At 40.3% G+C, this 21,160-nt stretch carries 17 protein-coding genes; 11 read left to right on the top strand and 6 right to left on the bottom strand.

The window, feature by feature from the left end; translation table 11 throughout:
- Positions 1-100: 100 nt before the first annotated feature.
- Both FTU79_RS04355 and mutM read right to left on the bottom strand, forming a co-directional pair.
- The gene (locus tag FTU79_RS04355; protein WP_078192338.1) at positions 101-379 is read right to left on the bottom strand and encodes a peptidylprolyl isomerase; all 279 of its coding nucleotides are present in this window, start codon (positions 377-379) and stop codon (positions 101-103) included.
- Positions 376-1,230, bottom strand: coding sequence for a bifunctional DNA-formamidopyrimidine glycosylase/DNA-(apurinic or apyrimidinic site) lyase (gene mutM / locus FTU79_RS04350; protein WP_180048981.1), 855 nt, complete (start codon positions 1,228-1,230; stop codon positions 376-378). The genes FTU79_RS04355 and mutM overlap by 4 nt, the downstream gene beginning before the upstream one ends.
- Positions 1,231-1,619: 389 nt before the next feature.
- On the opposite strand from mutM, the gene FTU79_RS04345 reads away from it, so the two are divergent.
- The 4 genes from FTU79_RS04345 (at position 1,620) to FTU79_RS04330 (ending at position 7,198) form a co-directional block, all read left to right on the top strand.
- Complete coding sequence (locus FTU79_RS04345; RefSeq protein ID WP_180048980.1) at positions 1,620-2,873, top strand: carbohydrate porin; 1,254 nt, start codon at positions 1,620-1,622, stop codon at positions 2,871-2,873.
- An 18-nt stretch (positions 2,874-2,891) separates the two neighbouring features.
- The gene (locus FTU79_RS04340; RefSeq protein ID WP_180048979.1) at positions 2,892-5,060 is read left to right on the top strand and encodes a TonB-dependent receptor; all 2,169 of its coding nucleotides are present in this window, start codon (positions 2,892-2,894) and stop codon (positions 5,058-5,060) included.
- A 12-nt stretch (positions 5,061-5,072) separates the two neighbouring features.
- Entirely contained in the window at positions 5,073-6,188 is a 1,116-nt protein-coding gene (locus FTU79_RS04335; protein WP_180008490.1) for an NADH:flavin oxidoreductase/NADH oxidase, read from the top strand.
- A gap of 80 nt (positions 6,189-6,268) precedes the next feature.
- Complete coding sequence (locus FTU79_RS04330) at positions 6,269-7,198, top strand: AEC family transporter (protein WP_168378536.1); 930 nt, start codon at positions 6,269-6,271, stop codon at positions 7,196-7,198.
- A gap of 72 nt (positions 7,199-7,270) precedes the next feature.
- Here FTU79_RS04330 and FTU79_RS04325 read toward each other — a convergent pair whose 3' ends face one another.
- The gene (locus FTU79_RS04325; RefSeq protein ID WP_111884806.1) at positions 7,271-8,077 is read right to left on the bottom strand and encodes a tetratricopeptide repeat protein; all 807 of its coding nucleotides are present in this window, start codon (positions 8,075-8,077) and stop codon (positions 7,271-7,273) included.
- Positions 8,078-8,326: 249 nt separating this feature from the next.
- Between FTU79_RS04325 and FTU79_RS04320 the strand changes: the two genes are divergently transcribed.
- Positions 8,327-8,572, top strand: a complete 246-nt coding sequence (locus FTU79_RS04320; protein ID WP_078191141.1) for a hypothetical protein — start codon at positions 8,327-8,329, stop codon at positions 8,570-8,572.
- 207 nt (positions 8,573-8,779) lie between these two features.
- Positions 8,780-9,964, top strand: coding sequence for a sorbosone dehydrogenase family protein (locus FTU79_RS04315; RefSeq protein ID WP_180048978.1), 1,185 nt, complete (start codon positions 8,780-8,782; stop codon positions 9,962-9,964).
- Positions 9,965-10,044: 80 nt separating this feature from the next.
- Here FTU79_RS04315 and FTU79_RS04310 read toward each other — a convergent pair whose 3' ends face one another.
- The 3 genes from FTU79_RS04310 to FTU79_RS04300 all read right to left on the bottom strand — a co-directional run bounded on the left by FTU79_RS04310 (position 10,045) and on the right by FTU79_RS04300 (position 14,348).
- The gene (locus tag FTU79_RS04310; RefSeq protein WP_180048977.1) at positions 10,045-11,307 is read right to left on the bottom strand and encodes a YgcG family protein; all 1,263 of its coding nucleotides are present in this window, start codon (positions 11,305-11,307) and stop codon (positions 10,045-10,047) included.
- A gap of 98 nt (positions 11,308-11,405) precedes the next feature.
- The gene (locus FTU79_RS04305) at positions 11,406-12,131 is read right to left on the bottom strand and encodes a folate-binding protein YgfZ (protein ID WP_257224250.1); all 726 of its coding nucleotides are present in this window, start codon (positions 12,129-12,131) and stop codon (positions 11,406-11,408) included.
- A 117-nt stretch (positions 12,132-12,248) separates the two neighbouring features.
- On the bottom strand, positions 12,249-14,348 hold the full coding sequence (locus tag FTU79_RS04300; RefSeq protein WP_180008482.1) for a multicopper oxidase family protein: 2,100 nt from the start codon (positions 14,346-14,348) through the stop codon (positions 12,249-12,251).
- Between the two features lie 591 nt (positions 14,349-14,939).
- Between FTU79_RS04300 and acnD the strand changes: the two genes are divergently transcribed.
- The 5 genes from acnD (at position 14,940) to FTU79_RS04270 (ending at position 21,125) form a co-directional block, all read left to right on the top strand.
- Positions 14,940-17,558 carry a Fe/S-dependent 2-methylisocitrate dehydratase AcnD gene (gene acnD, locus FTU79_RS04295; RefSeq protein WP_180048976.1) on the top strand — a complete coding sequence of 873 codons (2,619 nt, stop codon included), beginning with the start codon at positions 14,940-14,942 and terminating at the stop codon, positions 17,556-17,558.
- A gap of 126 nt (positions 17,559-17,684) precedes the next feature.
- Positions 17,685-19,292 (top strand): DUF4435 domain-containing protein, encoded by a 1,608-nt coding sequence (locus tag FTU79_RS04290; RefSeq protein ID WP_180048975.1) that lies wholly within the window; start codon positions 17,685-17,687, stop codon positions 19,290-19,292.
- Positions 19,293-19,493: 201 nt separating this feature from the next.
- Positions 19,494-19,730, top strand: a complete 237-nt coding sequence (locus FTU79_RS04285; protein WP_143221616.1) for a hypothetical protein — start codon at positions 19,494-19,496, stop codon at positions 19,728-19,730.
- Positions 19,731-19,857: 127 nt separating this feature from the next.
- Positions 19,858-20,433: a DUF4126 domain-containing protein gene (locus FTU79_RS04280; protein WP_111884815.1), complete on the top strand. Its 576-nt coding sequence runs from the start codon at positions 19,858-19,860 to the stop codon at positions 20,431-20,433.
- A gap of 482 nt (positions 20,434-20,915) precedes the next feature.
- Positions 20,916-21,125: a hypothetical protein gene (locus tag FTU79_RS04270; protein WP_180004724.1), complete on the top strand. Its 210-nt coding sequence runs from the start codon at positions 20,916-20,918 to the stop codon at positions 21,123-21,125.
- The last annotated feature ends 35 nt before the right edge of the window (positions 21,126-21,160 follow it).

Below are 21,160 nucleotides of genomic sequence, written 5' to 3'. Positions count from 1 at the left end.
GTTCTGAACGATTGAAAAAAATACTGGGATTATGTGCTTTAAGATGAAAAGCACATATTCGCGATATACTCGTTATAGCATGTTCAATGTGGGTGCTATGTTACATCCGAAACTTAATTTCTAATAAATGCCAGCCAAACTGGCTTTTGATTGGGCCATGTAGTTCACGTTCGGGCAAAGTAAAAACCGCCTTATCAATTGGACCAACCAGTTGGCCTTTTTTAATGTCGCCAAGCTCACCGCCTTTTTTACCCGAAGGGCATGTCGAATGCTGCTTTGCAATTTTGGCAAAGTCCGCACCGCCTTTGATTTTCTTTTTCAGTTGCTCACATAGTTCTTTATCTTTAACTAATATGTGGCGAACAATCGCAGACTTCATGCGTTATTTCCTTTCACGGTTTTCTTAGTCAGCATTTTAACCTTTTTTAAAGGCTGACACTCTGGGCAAAACACCGATGCACGTTGCCCTAGTTTGATATTTTGCAAGATGGTTTCACAGTTGATGCACATTTCACCGGCACGTCCGTAGGCGAGCAGAGTTTGTTGGAAATAACCATTTTCGCCCATCGCATTGGTGTAATCACGTAACGTCGAACCGCCTAAATCAATTGCCTGTTTTAAAATACGTTTGATTTCGATGACCATTTTTTCAACTTGTTCAAAACTCAAACTTGATGCAGGCTGCGCAGGGTGTATGCCTAAGTTAAATAAGCTTTCCGTTGCATAGATATTGCCGACACCAACCACAATATGATTGTCCATGATCGATACTTTGATACAGGTCTGCTTATTTTTAAATTTTTGGAATAAGTATTCAGCATTAAACGCATCACTCAGCGGTTCAGGGCCAAGCGTGTCAATCAGTTTGCTTTGAGATGATGCATCTAACCATAAAATACAGCCAAAACGGCGCGGATCATGATAGCGTAATTGCATATCTTCAAAATGAATCACCAGATGATCATGCTTTCGTAATGCTTCATGACCTTCACAAATCCGAAAACTGCCAGACATGCCCAAATGCCACAGCATGCAGTCATGTTCAAATTCAGCCAAAATATATTTTGATCGACGGCTGAGCTGAAGCAGCTTTTGTCCGACGAGTTTTTGAATGTCGTCAGGAATAGGCCAACGCAGGCTCGACTGAAAAACCTCAACTTTGAGAACCTTTTCGTTCAATAATGGCAATAAACTGGTTTTAGTGGTTTCTACTTCTGGTAATTCAGGCATAAAGGTCGAAGCAATGGATCATTCAAGTTATGCATACTATTGGGTCTAGCCCTACATAATGCAAGTTTCATCGCGGCCTAAGGGAGTGTATGAATAGGTTATTGATTATTAATTGTGAGAATAATAAACCAACAAGTCACAATAATGAGTTTGAAAAAGCGATCAGAAGTTAAACAATTGAATTAATAGATATATAAGATATTGAAAAATAATCACTAAAAATATTGCATAACAATAGATTTATTTAAAGTCACTTATTGATAAATTAAAGTTTTGTGAATGATAAAAATAATGCTGAGATAGAACGTGAAAAATTATGTAATTTTTGTGACATTAGATTTCAAGCCATGTGGCTTGTCTAGAGACTCTCTCCAGATTTAGGTTTTACCATGAAAAAATACAGTCTAGCTCTTCTACCTGCATTTGTTGCAGCAGCCATGACACATGTTCACGCCGCAGAAGCATTCGACACTAAAGGTCAGTACATGCTCGGGGATTGGGATGGTAAACGTACCGAACTTGCACAACAAGGTGTGAAGTTTGAGGCCAATATTGCTGCTGATGCTGCCTATCTTGCCGATGGCGGTCGTAATCCGGGACATTCAGCAACGGTAGCCAGCCAATTGTGGTTAGGAACACAGCTTGATATGGAAAAACTTGCAGGTTGGGATGGCGTGACTGTGCGTGCTGTAATGACTGCTCGTCAAGGTCAAAGTACCTCAGTTCGTGATTTGCAAGGGGATGTTCCTCAATTGGCAAATGCACAAGCCAATTTTGGTCGTGGTAATCAGAAAACTCGCTTATCTGAACTGTCTATTGAAAAGCAATTTAAACAGCAAGGCTTAAGCATTAAAGCAGGCCGTTTAGGTTTGGGCATGGACTTTAACGTGATGGGCTGTGACTTTGCCAGTACTGCGTTTTGCGCTGCGCAAATGGGTAAATGGCAAGGCAATATTTGGATGAATACCCCAGTTTCACAGTGGGGCGCACGTGTGAAGCAAGAGCTTAGCCCAGAACTTGCTGTACAAGCGGGTGTGTATGAATACAACCCTGAAAATGCTTTGGAACGCCATGGTTGGAATTTGGATACCGATGATGCCGATGGTGTAACTATTCCTGTAGAAATCATTTGGACACCGAAAGCATTGGTGAATGGCTTACCGGGCAGCTACCGCTTTGGTGCGATGTACAACACTGCAGATAATGTAAAAAATCAAAAAGACATTATTTCGGGTGAAGCTGAAGATCGTACCTTTGGTGGTTGGGTAGCGATTGAGCAACAGTTAACGTCTACAGGTGAAGGCAAACGTGGTTTGCATAGCTTTGCCAATTTTACTTGGCATGATCGTGTCACCACAAAAGTTGATAACTCACAGCAGTTGGGTTTGAAATACATTGGATTGGCCGATCGTTTACCTAACGATATGGTTGGCTTGGGCGTGAACCGTGTACATGTCAATGATCGACTTTCTGCTGAGAAATTTGATGCAAGTGCAGAATATAATGTCGAGTTGAACTATAGCCATAACCCGACCAAATGGTTGATGCTACGTCCGAACCTTCAATATGTTATTAATCCAGGTTCAACAAATCGAGTTGATGATGCTTTCCTAATTGGTTTAAGCTCTAAGGTAATCTTCTAATGTCAAAATAGGTGCTCTATGCAAAGTAAATTTAACGTCACATCATTTAAGACACATTTACTTTGCCTGACGGCATGTATTAGCCAACAGCTGTATGCAGAAACAGGTTCTACGGAACCTGTTTTACTTCCTGAGATTACCATTGAAGCACCACGAACCAATACCACGTGGTTAAAAACACCTGCATCGGTATACCGTGTACAGCAGGCTGAAAATAATAACAATACTGGAGTGAATCTGTCCGAAACCTTAAAAGGTGTGCCCGGACTACAACTGAATAACCGTGAAAACTATGCACAAGACTTGCAACTCTCTATGCGAGGCTTTGGCGCACGTTCAACATTTGGTGTGCGTGGTATCCGTTTATATGTTGATGGAATCCCTGCGACCATGCCGGATGGTCAGGGACAGACATCAAATATCGATATGAGTAGCTTAAATCATATCGAGGTATTGGGCGGGCCATTTTCCTCTTTATACGGTAACTCTTCGGGTGGGGCAATCTTAACAACAACCAAGCAAGGTACTGGAAAAGACTCTATCGAACTCGGCTATTCGGGCGGCAGTCATCATAAAAGTCGTGCTGATATTGTGCTGCAAGGTGGCTCAGAACGGGCCAATGAGCCTAGCTATGTTGTCAGTTCTTCTTATTTTGAAACTGATGGTTACCGTGATCATAGTGCTGCAAATAAGGTACTCAGCAATGCAAAACTGACTTGGGATCTGGATGATGGTTCCAAGGTTAATTGGATTGTGAATCATGTGGATATTAATGCCGATGATCCACAAGGGTTGAGTCAACAAGAATGGAAAGAAAATCCTAAGCAAGTTCAAGCAAATGTTTTGAAATATGATGTACGTAAAGAGATTCAACAAACACAAACAGGTTTAACTTGGACTAAACCAATCAATGATCGTCATGAAATTTATGTAATGGGTTATGTAGGACATCGTGAAGTCACTCAGTATCAAGGTATTCCAAATACTGTGCAAAGAAATCCCGAGCATGCAGGTGGGGTGATTGATTTTGATAGGGATTATTATGGAGCAGATTTCCGTTGGACAGGTAAGGATTTATTGCCAAATACACGTCTTAGCTTAGGCTTGGCTGTTGATCAAATGGATGAAGAACGACGTGGTTATGAAAATTTCAAAAGAACTTCTGTTAATACTTCTGCAACAGATTATGATTTTGGTCATAAGGGAAATTTACGCCGAGAAGAAAATAATACCCTTTGGAATATAGATCCTTATTTACAAGCTTCGTGGCAATTTTTACCTACAGTTCGATTAGACACTGGCTTGCGTTATAGCAATGTTCGTTATGAATCTAAAGATCGCTATTTAGCTAATGGTGATGATAGTGGTAAAAATAAGTATGATAAATTTTTACCATCAGCGGCATTATCTTGGGAAATTACTCATGATTTGACGAGTTATATCAGTTTTGCGAAAGGTTTTGAAACACCGACCTTTACAGAAAGTGCCTACCGTTTAGATCCAGTTGAACCGAGTCAAATCATCGGCGGAATAAATAATGATTTAGATCCATCTTCAAGTGATAACTATGAGTTAGGCTTTAAGGCGCAAAATGATTATGGTTTATTCACGTTAGCAGGATTTTATACAAAAACGCATGATGATATTGTTTCATACCTGAGTGATGCAGGTCGCACAGTTTATAAAAATGCCGATCAAACCTTGAGAAAAGGTATTGAGTTTTCTTGGCAACATAAGCTTTGGAACGATTTAACTGCACAAGCGAGTTATAGCTATATTGATGCAAAATTTGATTCTCCCTATTCAAATTCTGATGGTATAGCAATTGAAAAGGGTAATTACATCCCAGGTATTGCAAAGAACCAAGCTTATGCTGCGCTAGGATGGCAACCTGAAGCGGGTTTTAATGCGGGTGTTGAAGTGCGTTATATGGACAAGATTTATGCCAATGATGCTAATTCTGAAACAGCTCCAAGCTATAGCGTGACGTCTGTTAATGTTGGCTATTTGTGGAAAAACAATGATTGGAAAGTACGTAGCTATGCACGAATAGATAATCTTTTTGATGAAGACTATGTGGGTTCAGTTATCGTCAATACATCAGGATCACAAGGCGTCTATCGTTATTATGAGCCTGCTGATGGTTTGAATTGGAGTGCAGGATTAAGTGTGACCAAAGCCTTCTAAAAGGAGAGTAATGTGGCGTTGTTATTTCAACCAATTCAGTTTGGAACATTGGGGCTGAGTAATCGAATCGTGATTGCACCCATGTGTCAATATTCTGCCAATGAGCAAGGGGAGTTAAGCTATTGGCATGAGCAACAATGGGCGAATTATGCTTTGTCAGGTGCCGGACTTTGTATCGTCGAGGCAACGGCTGTGCAGGCAGAGGGGCGCATTAGCTATGCAGACCTCGGCCTTTGGAATGATATGCAACGCGCACAGATGAAGGCACTATTGGCCAAGGTGAAATCACTTTCACCTATGCCATTTGCTATCCAACTGGCACATGCGGGTCGTAAGGCATCGACAGATAAACCTTGGGCAGGACGTGGACAATTACCCCCAGATCACCCTCAAGGATGGCAAACTGTTTCAGCAAGTGAGTTGCCCTTTAATGTCACAGATCATGCACCCCATGCTTTAAGTCGAGATGAAATCCAGCAGATCATTCAAGACTTTGCCGATTCAGCAAAACGAGCGGTAGATGCAGGCTTTGACTTAATTGAGTTACATGCCGCACATGGTTATTTGCTGCATCAATTTATGTCGCCATTGTCGAATCAGCGTAGCGATGAATATGGTGGCAGTCTGGAAAATCGCATTCGGCTGACGCTTGAAGTGTTCCAAGCCATGAAAAATACCGTTCCTGAAGATTATCCAATTGGGGTACGTATTTCCGCAACCGACTGGATGGAATATACTGAAGCACCGAGTTGGGATCTAGACTCGGCTGTTGGCTTGTCAAAAGCGCTTGCACAACTAGGCACAGCCTATATTCATGTTTCTAGTGGCGGCTTAGATGTTGCGCAAAAAATTCAATTACAAGCCAGTTATCAAGTGCCTTTTGCTGAAGCCATTAAGCAAGCCGTTCAGGTTCCCGTCATTGCTGTGGGTTTAATTACCGAAGCAATGCAAGCCGAAGGCATCTTACAATATGGCATGGCAGATGCGATTGGTCTTGCTCGTGCAATTCAATATGACCCGCGTTGGCCATGGCATGCCGCTGCTGAACTCGGTGAAAACCTAAAAATTTCTCCGCAGTACTTACGCTGTCAGCCGCATGCACAAAGAAGTCAATTTACGGCTTTCTAATTTTCAAAATTTATAGCGTCCGATCTACACTCTCAGGTTGAGGGTGTGGATGGCAGAGTCTATTACACAGGATATTTCGTATGGTCTTTGAGGTGATTGGTCCAATCTTTTTTCTTTTGGCCTTGGGATATCTGTCTGTAAAATGCAGTTTATTGAGTAAAGAACAAGTTGGAACCATTGGTGCATTTGTGATTAAAATTGCACTGCCGGCTTTGTTTTTTCAGTCATTAGCTTCTAAAGATTTGCATCAAATTTGGTATCCTGGCTATTTCTTTGTTTATACCGGAGTCACATTTTTATTGTATGGCATGGCCTATTGGCTATTGTCGACACATTTTAAAAATAATATGTCGCAAACAGCGGTACTGTCATTAGGCGCTGGCATGTCAAATACAGGCTTAATTGGCACTGCAGTCCTAAGCTTATTGGTCGGTCAAAATGCGATGACCTATACCTCATTAATCGTCATCATTGAAAGTGTGCTGCTGCTTCCAACGGTGCTGGTCCTTGCGCAATTAGGAAGTTCACAGCAAAAAGCCAATATTGGCGACATCATCAAAAATACCTTATTGACCCTGTTAAAAAATCCACTCTTTGCAGGGGTAATGCTAGGGATTGGGTTTGCAATTTTCCAAATTCGTTTGCCTCATCAAATCAATGATGTACTAGCGATGTTAGGTCAAACGGCTTCACCACTGGCACTGTTTGCAATTGGTGGAGGGATTGTCGGTATGAGCTTAAAGTATGTGAATGCTCAGAGCTTCTATTTGGTGATTTCAAGCAACTTGGTGATGCCTTTACTGACTTATTTAGGCTTACGTTATTTGACCGATGTCAGCCAAGAGATGTTATATGCAGGGACGATTATTGCCGCATTACCGATGCCGACGATTTTTGCCATGCTTGGACAAGTTTATGGCTTAAATGAAAAGACCTTAACGCCTTTGTTGATGAGTACTATCTTGGGCTTTGTCGTAACAGGTGTATTAATCAGTCTGTGGTGGGCGTGATTTTGATCAGCTCAAGATTTGCTTAAACCCATGAAAAAGCCCTGCATGTGCAGGGCTTTTTTTAATGCTCAATTAACTCTTTTTCGCATTGGCTTTAGGTGCTTTGGCTTGTTCAGCAATCATTTTATCCACGGTTGCCAAAGATTCTTTGGCTTGTGGAATATTTTCTTTGGCTAAGGCACTAAATATTTTTTTAGCTTCAGGCAAATTTTGCGGGATGATATTGCCATTTACAAACATATTGCCCACCGCCATCAATGCAGGGACATAGCCTTTTTTTGCTAACTCTTGAATGCTATTTAGACCTTGCTGAATAGGCTTTTCATTTTTAGCTTTAAAGCCCGCACTGATGTCATAAAGTGCTTTGGCATGAATCGCAGGGTAGTTGCCTTTTTTAATCAGCGGATCAAGTTTGCTGAGTGCCAATTTATCTGACTCAGGTTTATTTTCTGCAAAAAGTAAAATGGCATAGTCGATGGAGGCATCGTCAAAACCTGCCGAAGATGCGCGTTCTAAATATTGTTTGGCCTTATTGGTGTCTTGTTTTAAGCCCAGTGTGCCCGTTGCATAATTTTTACCTAAAACATAGTTTGCAACAGGGTAGCCTTTGGCTGCAGCCTGTTCATAGAGTTGGATGGCTTTTTTCTCATCCTTCGCTACGCCTTGACCTGTTTGAGTAAGATAGCCCAAATTATAAATAGCCTGAGCATTACCTTTTGCTGCAAGCTTGCTCAGTGTTTGGTAGGCGCCATTCATATCTTTGGCCTTGACCATAGCTTCCACTTTAGCAAATTCAGGATCGACGGCATCTGTTTTAGTTTCAGCAAAAGCCAATTGAGTGCTCATTGCTAAAATGCTTGCGAGTAGGATTTTTTTCATCTTGAAACCTTTTTTAAATCATACACATAATTCCATTTATGTGTTTTGGTGGTTATTTTTGTCGGTTTTTACATCATAGGTAGATTTACGTAAATGTAAAGTGAGGAATTGTGATTTAAAGCGTTTTTATAAAATAATGTTGATTGCCCTTAGCGCTTTAAATGCCATGACTTTATTGCATCAAAAGCCTTTGCAAAAAAGCAGGACTCTGATTTAATCGCGCATTGTTATTTTCTCAGAGGCAGCGCGATGTTTATTAAAGGCATTAAACGCAATTACGATAAAATTAATGCAGATGAATCGATTGCAGATGAAGATAAAATCGATGCGCTTTTGATGAAACTGGGGGCAGAATTTTTAGTCAGTAAAGAGGATCGTGTTTATATTTTCAAAAAAGGCGATTTAGAAGCTAAATTTGATGCCAAACATGCGCGCGCCTATCATTTTAAAGAATATGTATGCAAAGACATGAATAAGTTGTTTCATGGATTTTGATTAAAATCATGATTTAAAAACGAAGACGTGAGGGGGAATAAAGTTCCTCCTTATTTTTGACTGTTGTGTACTGCATCAGCGTATGTAATTTAAAAATCCTTTATTTTCAAAAGTATAATATTTTCTAAAAATATAAATTGAATAAAATAGATACAAGGCATCTATGATGAATACAGATATACATGATTCATTGAGATGTATTTAAATATGATAAAAATAAGCGCCATCTTGATCCTTAGTTTCGTCTGTTCAATAACCAGTTGGGCTCAACAACCCAAGCTTGTTCCGCATCCAATCCATTTAAAAAATGGCAAGCAGTTTTCTTTAAATTTGCCTACAAATTTCGAGATCATTCCTGCTGCTGAAGGTCTCAAACGGGTACGCTTTTTTGCGCAAGCGCCTGATCGCAGAATGTTTGTCACGGATATGTATGATCTAACAGATAATAAAAAAGGTACTGTGTATATATTGGATGATTGGAATGCTGACACAGGTAAATTTGGCAAAATCATTCCTTATTTGACTGGTTTGAGAAATCCAAATTCAGTTCAGTTTTATACCGATGCTCAAGGACAGGATTGGCTCTATTTGGCAGAAACGCACCAACTGACACGGCAAAAATTCAACAAAGGAGAAACTCAGCCTTCGAGTAAGGCTGAAGTTTTAGCGACATTTCCTGATTATGGTTTGAGTTATAAATACGGCGGTTGGCATCTGACGCGGACGATTGCAGTCGGTGGAAATGGAAAGATTTATGTGTCGGTTGGCTCGAGTTGTAATGCGTGTGTAGAGAAAGAAAAAGTGCGAGCCTCAGTCATCGAGATGAATCCTGATGGTTCAGAGCAACGAATTTATGCGACAGGTTTGCGTAATGCTGTTGGTCTAAAATGGATCGGTAGATTTCTATTTGCGACCAATCAAGGTTCTGATCATTTGGGAAGTAAAAAGCCAGATGAAACTTTTTATGCGTTAAAGCGAGATGTCGATTATGGCTGGCCCGCATGTTATTCATGGCAGGGCAAAGTCTTGGCGGATGCTAAATTTAAACGTGCATCTGGCTGTAAAAATGTTCCATCGACCTATGCTTATTTTCCTTCACACTCCTCTGCATTAGGTTTTGATTATTTTGATGACCCTCATACTGATGCCACCATTAAAAATGCATTTTTAGTGGCCTTGCATGGCTCTACCGACGAAGCGATTGGCCATGGCTATCAAATTGCAATTATGCGTAAAGGACAAAAACTTGAAACCTTTATAGATGGTTTTTTAGTCGGTAAAACGGTGCATGGGCGACCTGCTGATATTTATAAGATCGATGAAAAATCTTTTTATTTTTCAGATGATCGGGCAGGGGTGATTTATTATGTGAGGGAAAAAATGAGTGATTAAAAAGCCAAAGTTTTTAGGCTTTGGCTTTGAGTGATTGGATTTAAAAAAATTAATCTTTAATCGTCACGTCGTTTTAGGTATTACCATGAACCCGATGCGCCGCCGCCGCCTGAGCTGCCTCCTGAATCTCGTGAGGAAGATGAGGAAGATGAGGAAGAACTACTTGAGCTGCTTCCTGATGAAGAACTGCTGCTTGACGATGAAGAGCTGTAACTAGAGGAAGAAGACTGACTTGATTCGCTCGTTTTATTGAAAGGATTTAAACGCTCATATTGTTCATCCAACATTTTTTGACGTGCTTTTTCTTGTAAATATTGATTATAAAAAGCGGTGAGATAGGTATTTTCAGTCCCTGCTCTGAATCGATATAAAAACACTGCATATCTTAATAAAAGTAAAATAAAACAAGTGGTTATGGATTTTAATATAATGAATGATATTTGAGGATAGAATTCGATGAAGTAAAAAATGCCGAAGCCAAATAAAGCAAAAATCTGAAGTGGTAAGCTGTATAAAATAGTTTTAAGTAATCTGTATGGTTCATTGAAGGGAAGAAATATAGTCAACATAAAAGGGGCATAAAGAGGAATAGATGCGCAAAGTAAAAATGCAATTTTTCCAAAATTTAAATAACCAAAAATCAAAAGATGAATAAAAATTTCAAAGATAAGGAGTCCAATAAAAGCACCTAAGGCACCATTAGTACCAAATTTAATAATCACTTTTGTGTAACACCAATAGAGTGGGATACACAATAAGAATGATAGAGATATTCCAGCTATTGTTTTTAGAATGTGATCTATTTTTTGATCTTCGTTTTTAGGTTTACCAAGAGTAATTGATTTATCTAGTAACTTTTTTTGTGTTTCTTTAAAGCCATTAAAATAGTCATTATTTTGGAAATTTGGAGCGAGGGTGTGTCGAATTATGCGCCCAGCTTCTATATCAGTTAAATCTCCCTCTAAACCATAACCTACCTCGAACCGCATTTTACGATCATCTTTTGCAACCAAAAGTAGTAAGCCGTTATCGAGCTTTTCATTGCCAATTTTAAGTTTATTGAATATCTCAAGTGCATATTGATCAATAGCTTTTCCATTGGTCGAGGGAATCATCAAAATTTTAAAGTCGATATGCTTTTGCTGATAAAGCTGCTCGTTTTGCTTTTTTAACTGGACAATTTCATCGCGGGAAAGCGAGTTGGTTTGATCGACCACATTGCTATTTTTTAGCTCTTCCAATACCGCTGAATTTATCTCGGCATAAATATTTGGCGATATAAAACAACTGAAGAGAATGAGGCAATTTAATAAGAAAAAGCGAAATGGGAAAGGGATGAGCATTTTTATAAATCTTTATAGTTTGTTGTAATTTTAAATAGTAATCAGAATAAGAGCCAAACAGCTTTTGTAATTTGGCTCTTATTTAAAAATTAAGATGCTTAAGCAGGACGTGCCACATCACCATTTAATGCTTCAGGCAAGGCTAAAACAGTTACATCTAACTCTTCTAAAGCTTCTAGGCGTGCCACAACTAAAGCCACGTAACCATTTTCAACAGCCGCGCTATTGACCACTTGTACGCCTTTATTCAGCTGTTCGCCTTGTGCAGGAGCAGTACCTGTACCTGAAATCGCATGCAACCAAGCTTTCGGTTTGGCTTTAAACCATAAACGTGCAATCACTTCCTGACCCAAATAACAACCTTTGTCATAGTGGACGCCTTCACGCTGATGTAGACGTAACTCTTGAGGTTGGAACACATGTTCAATGGCTTGGTCAATATAGGCCTGACCCGCTTGAATGGCTTGAACTTCCCATGCTGCAATATCCGTCGGCGCCGAAGCAAAAGTCGTGTCATCACCGGCTAAACTTGGAAAAACTGCACCAGTTTCTTCAAGTTTCATCTTAGAAAATGCACCAAATTTTTTAATATGTTTGGCAAATTCTTCGGCTTGATCTGCTGTAGTGACAATAGAAAAACTTTCAGCACTGTGTTTGGTGAGCCATAAACCAAAGTGAATACGGCCTTTGAGGTCGCAGATTGCAGTATAACGTGTTGCATTTTCTTCAAGGCGTTCAACATGCAAAGTCACTTGCCCTTGTAGAAATTTTTGTGCATCGACACCGTTGAGAGAAAAAGATGTGAATGCCATAGACGTTGTCATGACCAGCCTCAGTATAAATTTTAGATATCATTAATCATGTTATTTTGCAGCAAGCCGCAGTGTTAGGCAAACAAAAAGCCCATATTGATACGGGCTTTTGTACAGCAGAGATCGGTCTTAGTGATTGTGTGTAGGCATATCGCTTGCAGTCATATCCATAGTGGAATGATGCGAAGGCGGTTCACTATTACAATCATATTGATCGCCACAAATACGCACGGTTTCCATCATGCCTTGATCTTCATGGTCTAAAATATGGCAGTGCAGCACAAAGTCGCCTTCAAATTTTTCGTATTTACTGCGTACAAAGATTTTATAGCCCTGTTTAACAAAGAGTGTATCTTTCCAAACGCCTTTCATTCCATGATATTGCGAGTCAATATTTCCTGCACCATCTTTATCTGAGCTGCCGATCGCACTGACATCGACACCATTTTCATTCAATATTTTCACCACTTGGAATGGATTGACATGAATATGGAAGGGATGACTGGCAACATTACTGCTTAACTCCCACTCTTGAGTTTGCCCGATTGGAAGCTTGCGGACATAGCTATGGTGGGTATGGTCTTCATCATGGTAGGCATCGCCAAAGCTGATCAAGGTACCTTCTTCGGCATGACGAATACCAAATTTAAAGCTGCCATCTGTATTGAACAGAATGTCAAAGTTGGTGATTTGCTTCGTCATCGTTTTGAGCATTTCATCGACTTCAGCAGTCATTAAACTCGCATGAGAGATAAAGGCTGATAAATCACCCTGTTCGAGCTGTGCAATCACTTCTGGTGCCAGTTTTAGTTGGGTGGCCTGACTTTTTAAAAAGTTAAACGGCGTTTGCTGCGGTAGTTGAGTTGCTTGCACATTGACCCAACCGAGGAGCTGTGTATTGAGTTTTTCTTCTGGTGCACGACGAAGTAACGGACTTGATTCAGGCGCATTAATTTCATCTTCTAGATTCAGCTTGGTATCGTATACACAGTATTTATTGGTGGTCGGGAAGGAGAGCATGGCATCAAAGCGATAACCCGGTTGAAAAATTTCAACCCCTTGCTTTTGGATTTTTCCCATGGTCAAGCCGTCTTGTGCAAGGGTATATAACGGTAATGTTTTCAGTGTTTTAAACTGTGAAGACATCGACTTGCTTTGATACTTTTGACATTCACTAAGGGTTTGCTCTGCGGTAAAGTGCGCAGAATCAGGTAGTTCTTTGATGGTCAAACCAATGGTGTCACGGATACCGCCGTGAATCATGCGCCAGCGGTGGTATTGGTTCTGATCCACCTTAATTTCACCAAACATTTTGCCATTGATACTGGTAAAACGATTTTCATCCGCCCATGAGGTCGGTATATCGAGTTTTGAATAATCTTCTAAGCTATAGATGCAGGGTGTACCATTCACTTGGCTTAAATTGCTGTCGCAATCTTCATTGTATTGAATCTGCTGGAATAGCATGATTTTTTCATGGTCATACTGCTGGGTTTTTTGATTTTTCCATAAGATGTCCAAATCTCCAGTCTGCTGAATTTGCCCCTGACGAATGACAGGTTTTCGCTCTCCCTCAATAATCAAAGGGCCAGCCATGCCACTTGAGACCTGAATCGCGGTTGAACCATGCACATGCGAGTGATACCAAAATGTTCCCGCAGGATGATTCGGTTCGATCTTAAATTCGTAATGAAAATCTTGCTGAGGTTTTAAGCTCAAAAATACGTTGTCACTATTTCCTTGCGGGCTAACCCAAAGACCATGTGTATGTAAATTTGTGGTGTTAAAACAGTTCCCTTGGTTAATATTGGTCACTGGACTTGGACAGGTCTCCGTCGATTCAACAGGGAGGTGATTGACCAGATGAATTTTTAAATTGTCACCTTGTTTCGCACGAATTTGTGGGCCAACCAGTACATCAGAGACACTGCCATCGCTATTTTTCGAGTTCCAGAGTTCAGGTTGAGTCAGATAGCCTCTGACCTGTAATAGGTCATTTTCACCCGTTTCAGGGTCGTATAAGGCTTGGCGTTTATAGGCAATTAGCAGTTCATGCTCACCTTGTGCATTGGCTTTCAAACGTGGTGGATTCGAGACGACAGTCGGTGAGTCCGCTTCCTCTTCTTGAATCGTCGAATCTGTTGTCGATTGGTCGTTGTCGCCACAGGCAATGAAGCTGAGACAGCTTAAGAGGCAGCCAGCCCCAATGATGGTTTTAAATTTTGTCATGATCTTTCCCCAAAGCATAATGACGGTAGAACAGTAGTCGCTGATTTATTTAGCTAAGGTTTTGTATATATTGTGATTATTTTGGCGAGTACAGCGAATTACTGTGCTTGTATGTCGTGCTTTTATTATCTGAGAGAGGAGTGATTCGACGCTATCCCTGCAAATAGGGATAAATTGAGAATTAAGATGAAATAAATGATAAAACAGTGTTTTGATTCACATTGTGACTTTGAGGCGCAATGAGCTAATGAAGTAATTTAATACCTTGATTATTAAATACTAAAATTGATAAGACTGATTTTTAATCAATTTGGTTGATATTTAGATTAAATATTATGCAGTGCAATTTTTCTTAGACTAAAGAATGAGGCGGATTTGCAGCTATTTTTCAAAAAAATTCACATTTAGAGAGAATATTCCAAAGTTAGTGTAACTAAATATTTCAAAAACCCCTATTTTTATATTTAACTCTATGAAATATATGAGATTTGGGAAATGGGTTTTCGGCAGTGTAGTATGCCTATCGAACAAAGATGAATTGTCTATGAAAAAGACAACGCAAAAAAATGAAAGACCGAGGGCAGGAACGCTATGAACAACAACTACCGTAAACCGCTGCAAGGCACCCAGCTAGAATACTTCGATGTACGTCAAGCCGTAGAAGATATTCAGCCAGGCGCATACGCAAAACTCCCATATACATCTAAAGTTCTTGCAGAGCAGTTGGTTCGTAAATGCGACCCTGCAATCTTAGAGCAGTCTTTAAAAGAACTGATTAACCGTAAACAAGACCACGATTTCCCTTGGTACCCTGCACGTGTGGTGTGCCATGACATCTTAGGTCAAACAGCATTGGTTGACCTTGCAGGCTTACGTGATGCGATTGCTGACCAAGGCGGCGACCCGTCAAAAGTCAATCCTGTTGTTCCAACGCAGCTCATCGTTGACCATTCTCTAGCTGTAGAATTTGGCGGTTTTGACCCTGACGCATTTGAGAAAAACCGCGCAATTGAAGATCGTCGCAACGAAGACCGTTTCCATTTCATTGAATGGACCAAAACAGCATTTGAAAATGTTGATGTGATCCCTGCGGGCAACGGTATCATGCATCAAATCAACTTGGAGAAAATGTCTCCAGTGATTCAAAACCGTGATGGTTTAGCTTTCCCTGATACTTGCGTGGGTACAGACTCACATACGCCGCATACTGATGCATTGGGTGTGATTTCTGTCGGTGTCGGCGGTCTAGAAGCTGAAAACGTGATGCTCGGCCGTGCATCTTGGATGCGTCTGCCAGACATCATTGGTGTAGAACTGGTGGGCCAGCGTCAAGCGGGCATTACTGCAACTGATATCGTGTTAGCGCTTACAGAATTCTTGCGTAAAGAACGTGTCGTCGGTGCTTATTTAGAGTTCTTCGGTGAAGGTGCAGACAGCATGTCTGTAGGTGACCGTGCAACGATCTCGAATATGACCCCTGAATATGGCGCAACGGCAGCGATGTTCTACATTGACCAAAACACCATTGATTACCTGACTTTGACAGGCCGTGAAGCGGATCAAGTGAAATTGGTTGAAAGCTATGCCAAAGAAATTGGTCTTTGGGCGTCGGATATGACAGCGGCAGAATACCCGCGTGTACTACGTTTTGATTTATCACAAGTCACTCGTAATATTGCAGGTCCATCGAACCCGCATGCGCGTGTATCGACGGCTGACTTAAAAGCCAAAGGCATTGCAGGAAACTTAGAAGCAGCACGTGCGCAAGAAGCAGAAGGTTTAATGCCAGATGGCGCGGTGATTATTGCTGCCATTACCTCTTGTACCAATACCTCTAACCCCCGTAATACCGTTGCGGCAGGTTTGTTGGCACGTAAAGCAAATGAATTAGGTTTAGTGCGTAAACCTTGGGTGAAATCATCATTTGCACCGGGTTCTAAAGCAGCCGCTTTATACCTAGAAGAAGCAGGTGTACTCGGTGATTTAGAAAAGCTGGGCTTTGGTATCGTGGCATATGCATGTACCACGTGTAATGGTATGTCAGGTGCTTTAGATCCAAAAATCCAACAAGAAATTATTGATCGTGATTTGTACGCAACTGCGGTACTTTCAGGTAACCGTAACTTCGATGGTCGTATCCATCCTTATGCAAAACAAGCGTTCTTGGCTTCGCCTCCACTCGTTGTGGCGTATGCCATTGCAGGGACGATTCGTTTTGATATCGAAACCGATTCACTGGGTAATGACAAAGACGGTAATCCAATTTACTTAAAAGACATTTGGCCGTCTGATGCTGAAATTGATGCATTGGTGAAAGAAGCGGTGAAGCCTGAGCAGTTTAAGAAAGTGTATATCCCAATGTTTGACTTGGGTGAGCGTGAAAAAGCGGCAAGTCCACTATACGACTGGCGTCCGCAAAGTACCTATATCCGCCGTCCGCCGTATTGGGAAGGGGCATTGGCTGCACCGCGTACACTTGCAAATATGCGTCCGCTTGCGATCTTGCCTGACAACATCACCACAGACCATTTATCGCCATCGAATGCGATCATGATGGATTCGGCTGCAGGTGAGTATCTGCATAAAATGGGCGTGCCTGAAGAAGACTTTAACTCATACGCAACCCACCGTGGTGACCATTTAACTGCACAGCGTGCGACATTTGCCAACCCGAAATTGTTTAATGAAATGGTGGTTCGCTCTGACGGTACGATCAAGCAAGGTTCAAAAGCGCGTGTAGAGCCTGAAGGCGAAGTGATGCGTATGTGGGAAGCGATTGAAACTTATATGAACCGTAAGCAGCCGCTGATCATCATTGCAGGTAAAGACTATGGTCAAGGTTCTAGCCGTGACTGGGCTGCCAAAGGTGTGCGCCTTGCAGGTGTAGAAGTGATTGTGGCGGAAGGTTTTGAGCGTATTCACCGTACTAACTTGGTGGGTATGGGTGTGTTACCGCTTGAGTTTAAAGCAGGGACTGACCGTAAAACTCTGAAGCTGGATGGTACTGAGCTTTATAGCGTGATTGGTAATATTGCACCGCGTTCTGATTTAACTTTAGTGATTGAACGTTCTACGACTGATGGCAAAAATGAAATCATTAAAGTGCCTGTGACTTGCCGTTTGGATACCGAAGAAGAAGTGCATGTGTATGAAGCGGGTGGTGTGTTACAACGCTTTGCACAGGATTTCTTGGAAGGGAATGTGGCTTGATGTAATTCTTTAAATCCTCCCCAGCCCTCCTTTTTCAAAGGAGGGGTTAGGGGAGATTAAAGTATTTGATATTGTTATAAAAAGACCCTACATTTATGTGGGGTTTTTTATAGGTTGAATTTTAAAGTGTCTGAATTAAAAAAGTTAAGTCTTCCTAGTGTTAATGGGCAAATTGTAGAAGTTGAATCTCCACAAAGTTTTTTATTTATTGGGGCTAATGGAGTTGGTAAAACTAGACTTGGTACATGGATTGAAATAAATTCTCCTCAAAAAGAAAAGGTTCATCGCATTTCTGCTCAAAAATCACTTCAATTTCCAGATACTACAACTCCTCAAGCTATTGATAGAGCAAAAAGAGATTTGCTTTTTGGATATGCTGAAGAGTGGGCAAATGCAGATCATAAGTTAAATAAATGGGAACAAAGACCTGCTACTTTCATGCAGAATGATTTTCATAAGCTTATGGTTTATCTGTTTTCAGATGAAACAGAAGAAAATGCTAAATTTAAAAGAGCTTGTCAAAACAGTGAAGGGAGGATTGCTCCCCCATTAACTAAAATAGATCAAGTGAAAACTTTATGGGAAAAAATATTGCCACATCGTGAGCTTATTATTGGAGGGCTAAGGATTCAAACCTGTCCAAAAGGGCTAGTTGATAAAGCGTATAGCTCTTCAGAAATGAGTGATGGTGAGCGAGTAATATTCTATTTAATTGGGCAGTGTTTAGCGGCTCCAGAAAATGGCATTATAGTTATAGATGAGCCAGAAATACATTTGCATAAATCAATACAAATACCATTATGGAATGAGGTTGAGAAACTCAGAAGTGATTGTTTATTTGTTTATTTAACTCATGACGTAGATTTTGCATCTGCAAAAGAAAATTCAAAAAAAGTATGGCTTAAAAAGTTTGATGGTGAAAATTGGGAATGGGAGGAAATAATTGAGAATAATAGTTTTCCTAATGAGCTACTTATTGAAATTTTAGGCAGTAGAAAACCAATAGTTTTTGTTGAGGGCGAGAATGGTAGTTTTGATGTTGGTTTATATAGAGAAATACTTTCAGAATTTTTGGTGATACCGCGTGGTAGTTGCACTCAAGTGATTCAATCTGTCAAAGCTTTAAGAGCCAATACCCAACTTCACCATTTAAATGTTTATGGGATTATTGATCGTGATAGAAGACCTCAGCATGAAATTAATAAGTTGGAGCAAGATTCTATTTATGTGTTGAATGTTGCTGAAGTAGAAAATTTGTTTTGCGTACAAGAGGTATTGGAAATAGTCAGTAACCGTCTAGGTCGAGATGCTCATCAGGATTTCCAAAATATATCTGATACCATTTTTTCTAGATTGAGTGGAGAAATTGAAACTCAAGTCGCTTTACGAGTGAATGATGAAATCAAATTTTTACTTCAAATGTTTGATACAAGTAAAAGAAAAGAAGCTGAAATTCAGAATAGCTTAAATGCTGTTGTAAGTAATATTGATGTTAATAAGCTTTATTCAGAAAACAAACAGTTATTGCAAGATATTCTTCAACAAAGAAATTATTCTGATTTGTTAGCAGTTTATAATCGAAAATCTTTAGCTTCTCAAATTAGTGCTTCCTTAGGGTTGAGCAATAATAGTTTGCCTGAAACAGTGGTGAGATTGGCGAAAGGAGAATGCAGAGATGCTATAAAAATTGCTTTGAAACCATATTTCGGCAATTTTCAACAGTTTATAAGTTAGTACTTGTTCTGTGATTTGAAGCTCTATCATTTGATAGAGCTTTTTAATTTATGAAAGATTTAGAATTAAATTAATAGGGGGAACTTGTTCATCAACAATGAAAAAGAATTTCTGCGTGTAGACGAACTGCAAGTAGAAAACTGGCTCAGCAAATCGCTGTAAACCCACCAAAATTTCCATTCGAAATTATGCTTTGCCTAAATGCCATTATCAATTGTCGAAATGACCAATAGACATTCATCACAAGAGGGTTATACTGAATCTACCATTTCTAAAAACACATGGAGAACAAAAATGGTCACTGCTGGTCAAAAACCCGGAACAGGCTTCTATTTTTGTGTTCAATGCGGACACCGCGTCTACTTAGAAATTGGTACTGATCGTTTACCACCGTGTACCAAATGCCAAGGCAATCAATTTAACAATAAGAATGCCTAAGCTGCAAAACACTAACAGTTATCCGCTGTTTAGAAAGAAAAGCCCTATCACTCGATAGGGCTTTTTGCTAACGTATAACACTGCATCTATAAAAACAAATTGCACGTTTAACCGTTCGGAGAAGCCCATGGAAACAATATTAGGACTGTGTATTGGTATTGGCTTAAGTGCTGCCTGTGGTTTCCGTGTCTTTGTACCTTTATTGGTGATGAGTGTTGCTTCCATTTTAGGACTATTCGAACCAATGAAAGGATTTGAATGGCTGTCTATGCCTGCAGTTTGTATTGGCTTAGCAATTGCGACTGTCTGTGAAATCGCCGCGTACTATATTCCTTGGGTAGACAATGCCCTCGACACTATTTCAACACCTGCAGCCATGATTGCAGGGACCATCGCCACAATGGCAGTAAGCTCAGGTGAAATGTCACAGTTTGCCAGTTGGGCGGCAGCAATTATCGTAGGTGGTGGTACAGCAACAGCAGTGCAAATGAGTACCGTCGCAGCGCGTGGCGTATCTACCGCAACCACAGGTGGCGTTGCAAACCCCATCTTATCTACAGGGGAATGGATTGGTGCTGCAGTCTTGTCAGTATTGGCCTTTTTAGTCCCATTTTTCGTGGTGATCTTAGTGATTGCGATCGTGATCTGGTTGGTTCGCCGCATTCGCCAAAAACGAACTGTACAAGTCGATACCCCTTTATAAACCAGTCAATATTCCACTCTAAAATGAATCCATCTTTTAGAGTGAGTGATCTGCGTTATGTTTAATAAATATAGAAATAAAAATCCGAAACTGAGTTTTTCAGTGGTTGATAAAGATTATATAAATTATAAAAAGTGCTACTGAGACAGAGAGCATCATACAGTTAGCGACGAGTAATATAGGTTGTCTGATTTGGACGCCGTATTTGTTAATGCCAGTTCAGGTGAAAAATACCTTTATTCAACATTCCAAGCACTCGGCTTAAGCGCAAAAAATGAAATCGAGCAATCCCACCTATCCATCCTAAAAGAGCACATCATTCTGCGTTTAAGTCATCCAAGAGACGCCTAAAAATATCTTTAAAATATGGTTGATTTTTAAACAACAAAGGCATAATTTTAGTATGTGATTATAAATCACATAATTTTTATATGGATTTATTAATCTTTGAATTTTATAAAAAATAATGAGGGGAATGGTAGATGATTAAATTTATAGTCGATGAAAATGCCTTAACGAATGGCTCGCATTTAATTCACAATGGTTCGCAAGGATGTGTAGACATGCCGCAATTTGACCAGCAAATATTGATTGGTTATTTTGCCAATTTCGAACTCGCTTATAAGCGTGCACGAATGAGCTGGCCAACAGAAAAAGTTGTCGGTTGCGATAAATGCTGTAGTCAAAGCTAGAAATTCAACATGCATTAACCTTGAAATAAAGCTGT

The organism is Acinetobacter sp. YH12144, from assembly GCF_013418345.1.
GTDB lineage: Bacteria > Pseudomonadota > Gammaproteobacteria > Pseudomonadales > Moraxellaceae > Acinetobacter > Acinetobacter amyesii.
This window is presented reverse-complemented; position numbering and strand designations above follow the sequence as displayed.

Coding starts and splice junctions, on each gene's coding strand:
- FTU79_RS04355 (WP_078192338.1), bottom strand. CDS start 379: ATGAAGTCTGCGATTGTTCGCCACATATTAGTTAAAGATAAAGAACTA.
- mutM (WP_180048981.1), bottom strand. CDS start 1,230: ATGCCTGAATTACCAGAAGTAGAAACCACTAAAACCAGTTTATTGCCA.
- FTU79_RS04345 (WP_180048980.1), top strand. CDS start 1,620: ATGAAAAAATACAGTCTAGCTCTTCTACCTGCATTTGTTGCAGCAGCC.
- FTU79_RS04340 (WP_180048979.1), top strand. CDS start 2,892: ATGCAAAGTAAATTTAACGTCACATCATTTAAGACACATTTACTTTGC.
- FTU79_RS04330 (WP_168378536.1), top strand. CDS start 6,269: ATGGTCTTTGAGGTGATTGGTCCAATCTTTTTTCTTTTGGCCTTGGGA.
- FTU79_RS04325 (WP_111884806.1), bottom strand. CDS start 8,077: ATGAAAAAAATCCTACTCGCAAGCATTTTAGCAATGAGCACTCAATTG.
- FTU79_RS04320 (WP_078191141.1), top strand. CDS start 8,327: ATGTTTATTAAAGGCATTAAACGCAATTACGATAAAATTAATGCAGAT.
- FTU79_RS04315 (WP_180048978.1), top strand. CDS start 8,780: ATGATAAAAATAAGCGCCATCTTGATCCTTAGTTTCGTCTGTTCAATA.
- FTU79_RS04310 (WP_180048977.1), bottom strand. CDS start 11,307: ATGCTCATCCCTTTCCCATTTCGCTTTTTCTTATTAAATTGCCTCATT.
- FTU79_RS04305 (WP_257224250.1), bottom strand. CDS start 12,131: ATGACAACGTCTATGGCATTCACATCTTTTTCTCTCAACGGTGTCGAT.
- FTU79_RS04300 (WP_180008482.1), bottom strand. CDS start 14,348: ATGACAAAATTTAAAACCATCATTGGGGCTGGCTGCCTCTTAAGCTGT.
- acnD (WP_180048976.1), top strand. CDS start 14,940: ATGAACAACAACTACCGTAAACCGCTGCAAGGCACCCAGCTAGAATAC.
- FTU79_RS04285 (WP_143221616.1), top strand. CDS start 19,494: ATGCCATTATCAATTGTCGAAATGACCAATAGACATTCATCACAAGAG.
- FTU79_RS04280 (WP_111884815.1), top strand. CDS start 19,858: ATGGAAACAATATTAGGACTGTGTATTGGTATTGGCTTAAGTGCTGCC.
- FTU79_RS04270 (WP_180004724.1), top strand. CDS start 20,916: ATGATTAAATTTATAGTCGATGAAAATGCCTTAACGAATGGCTCGCAT.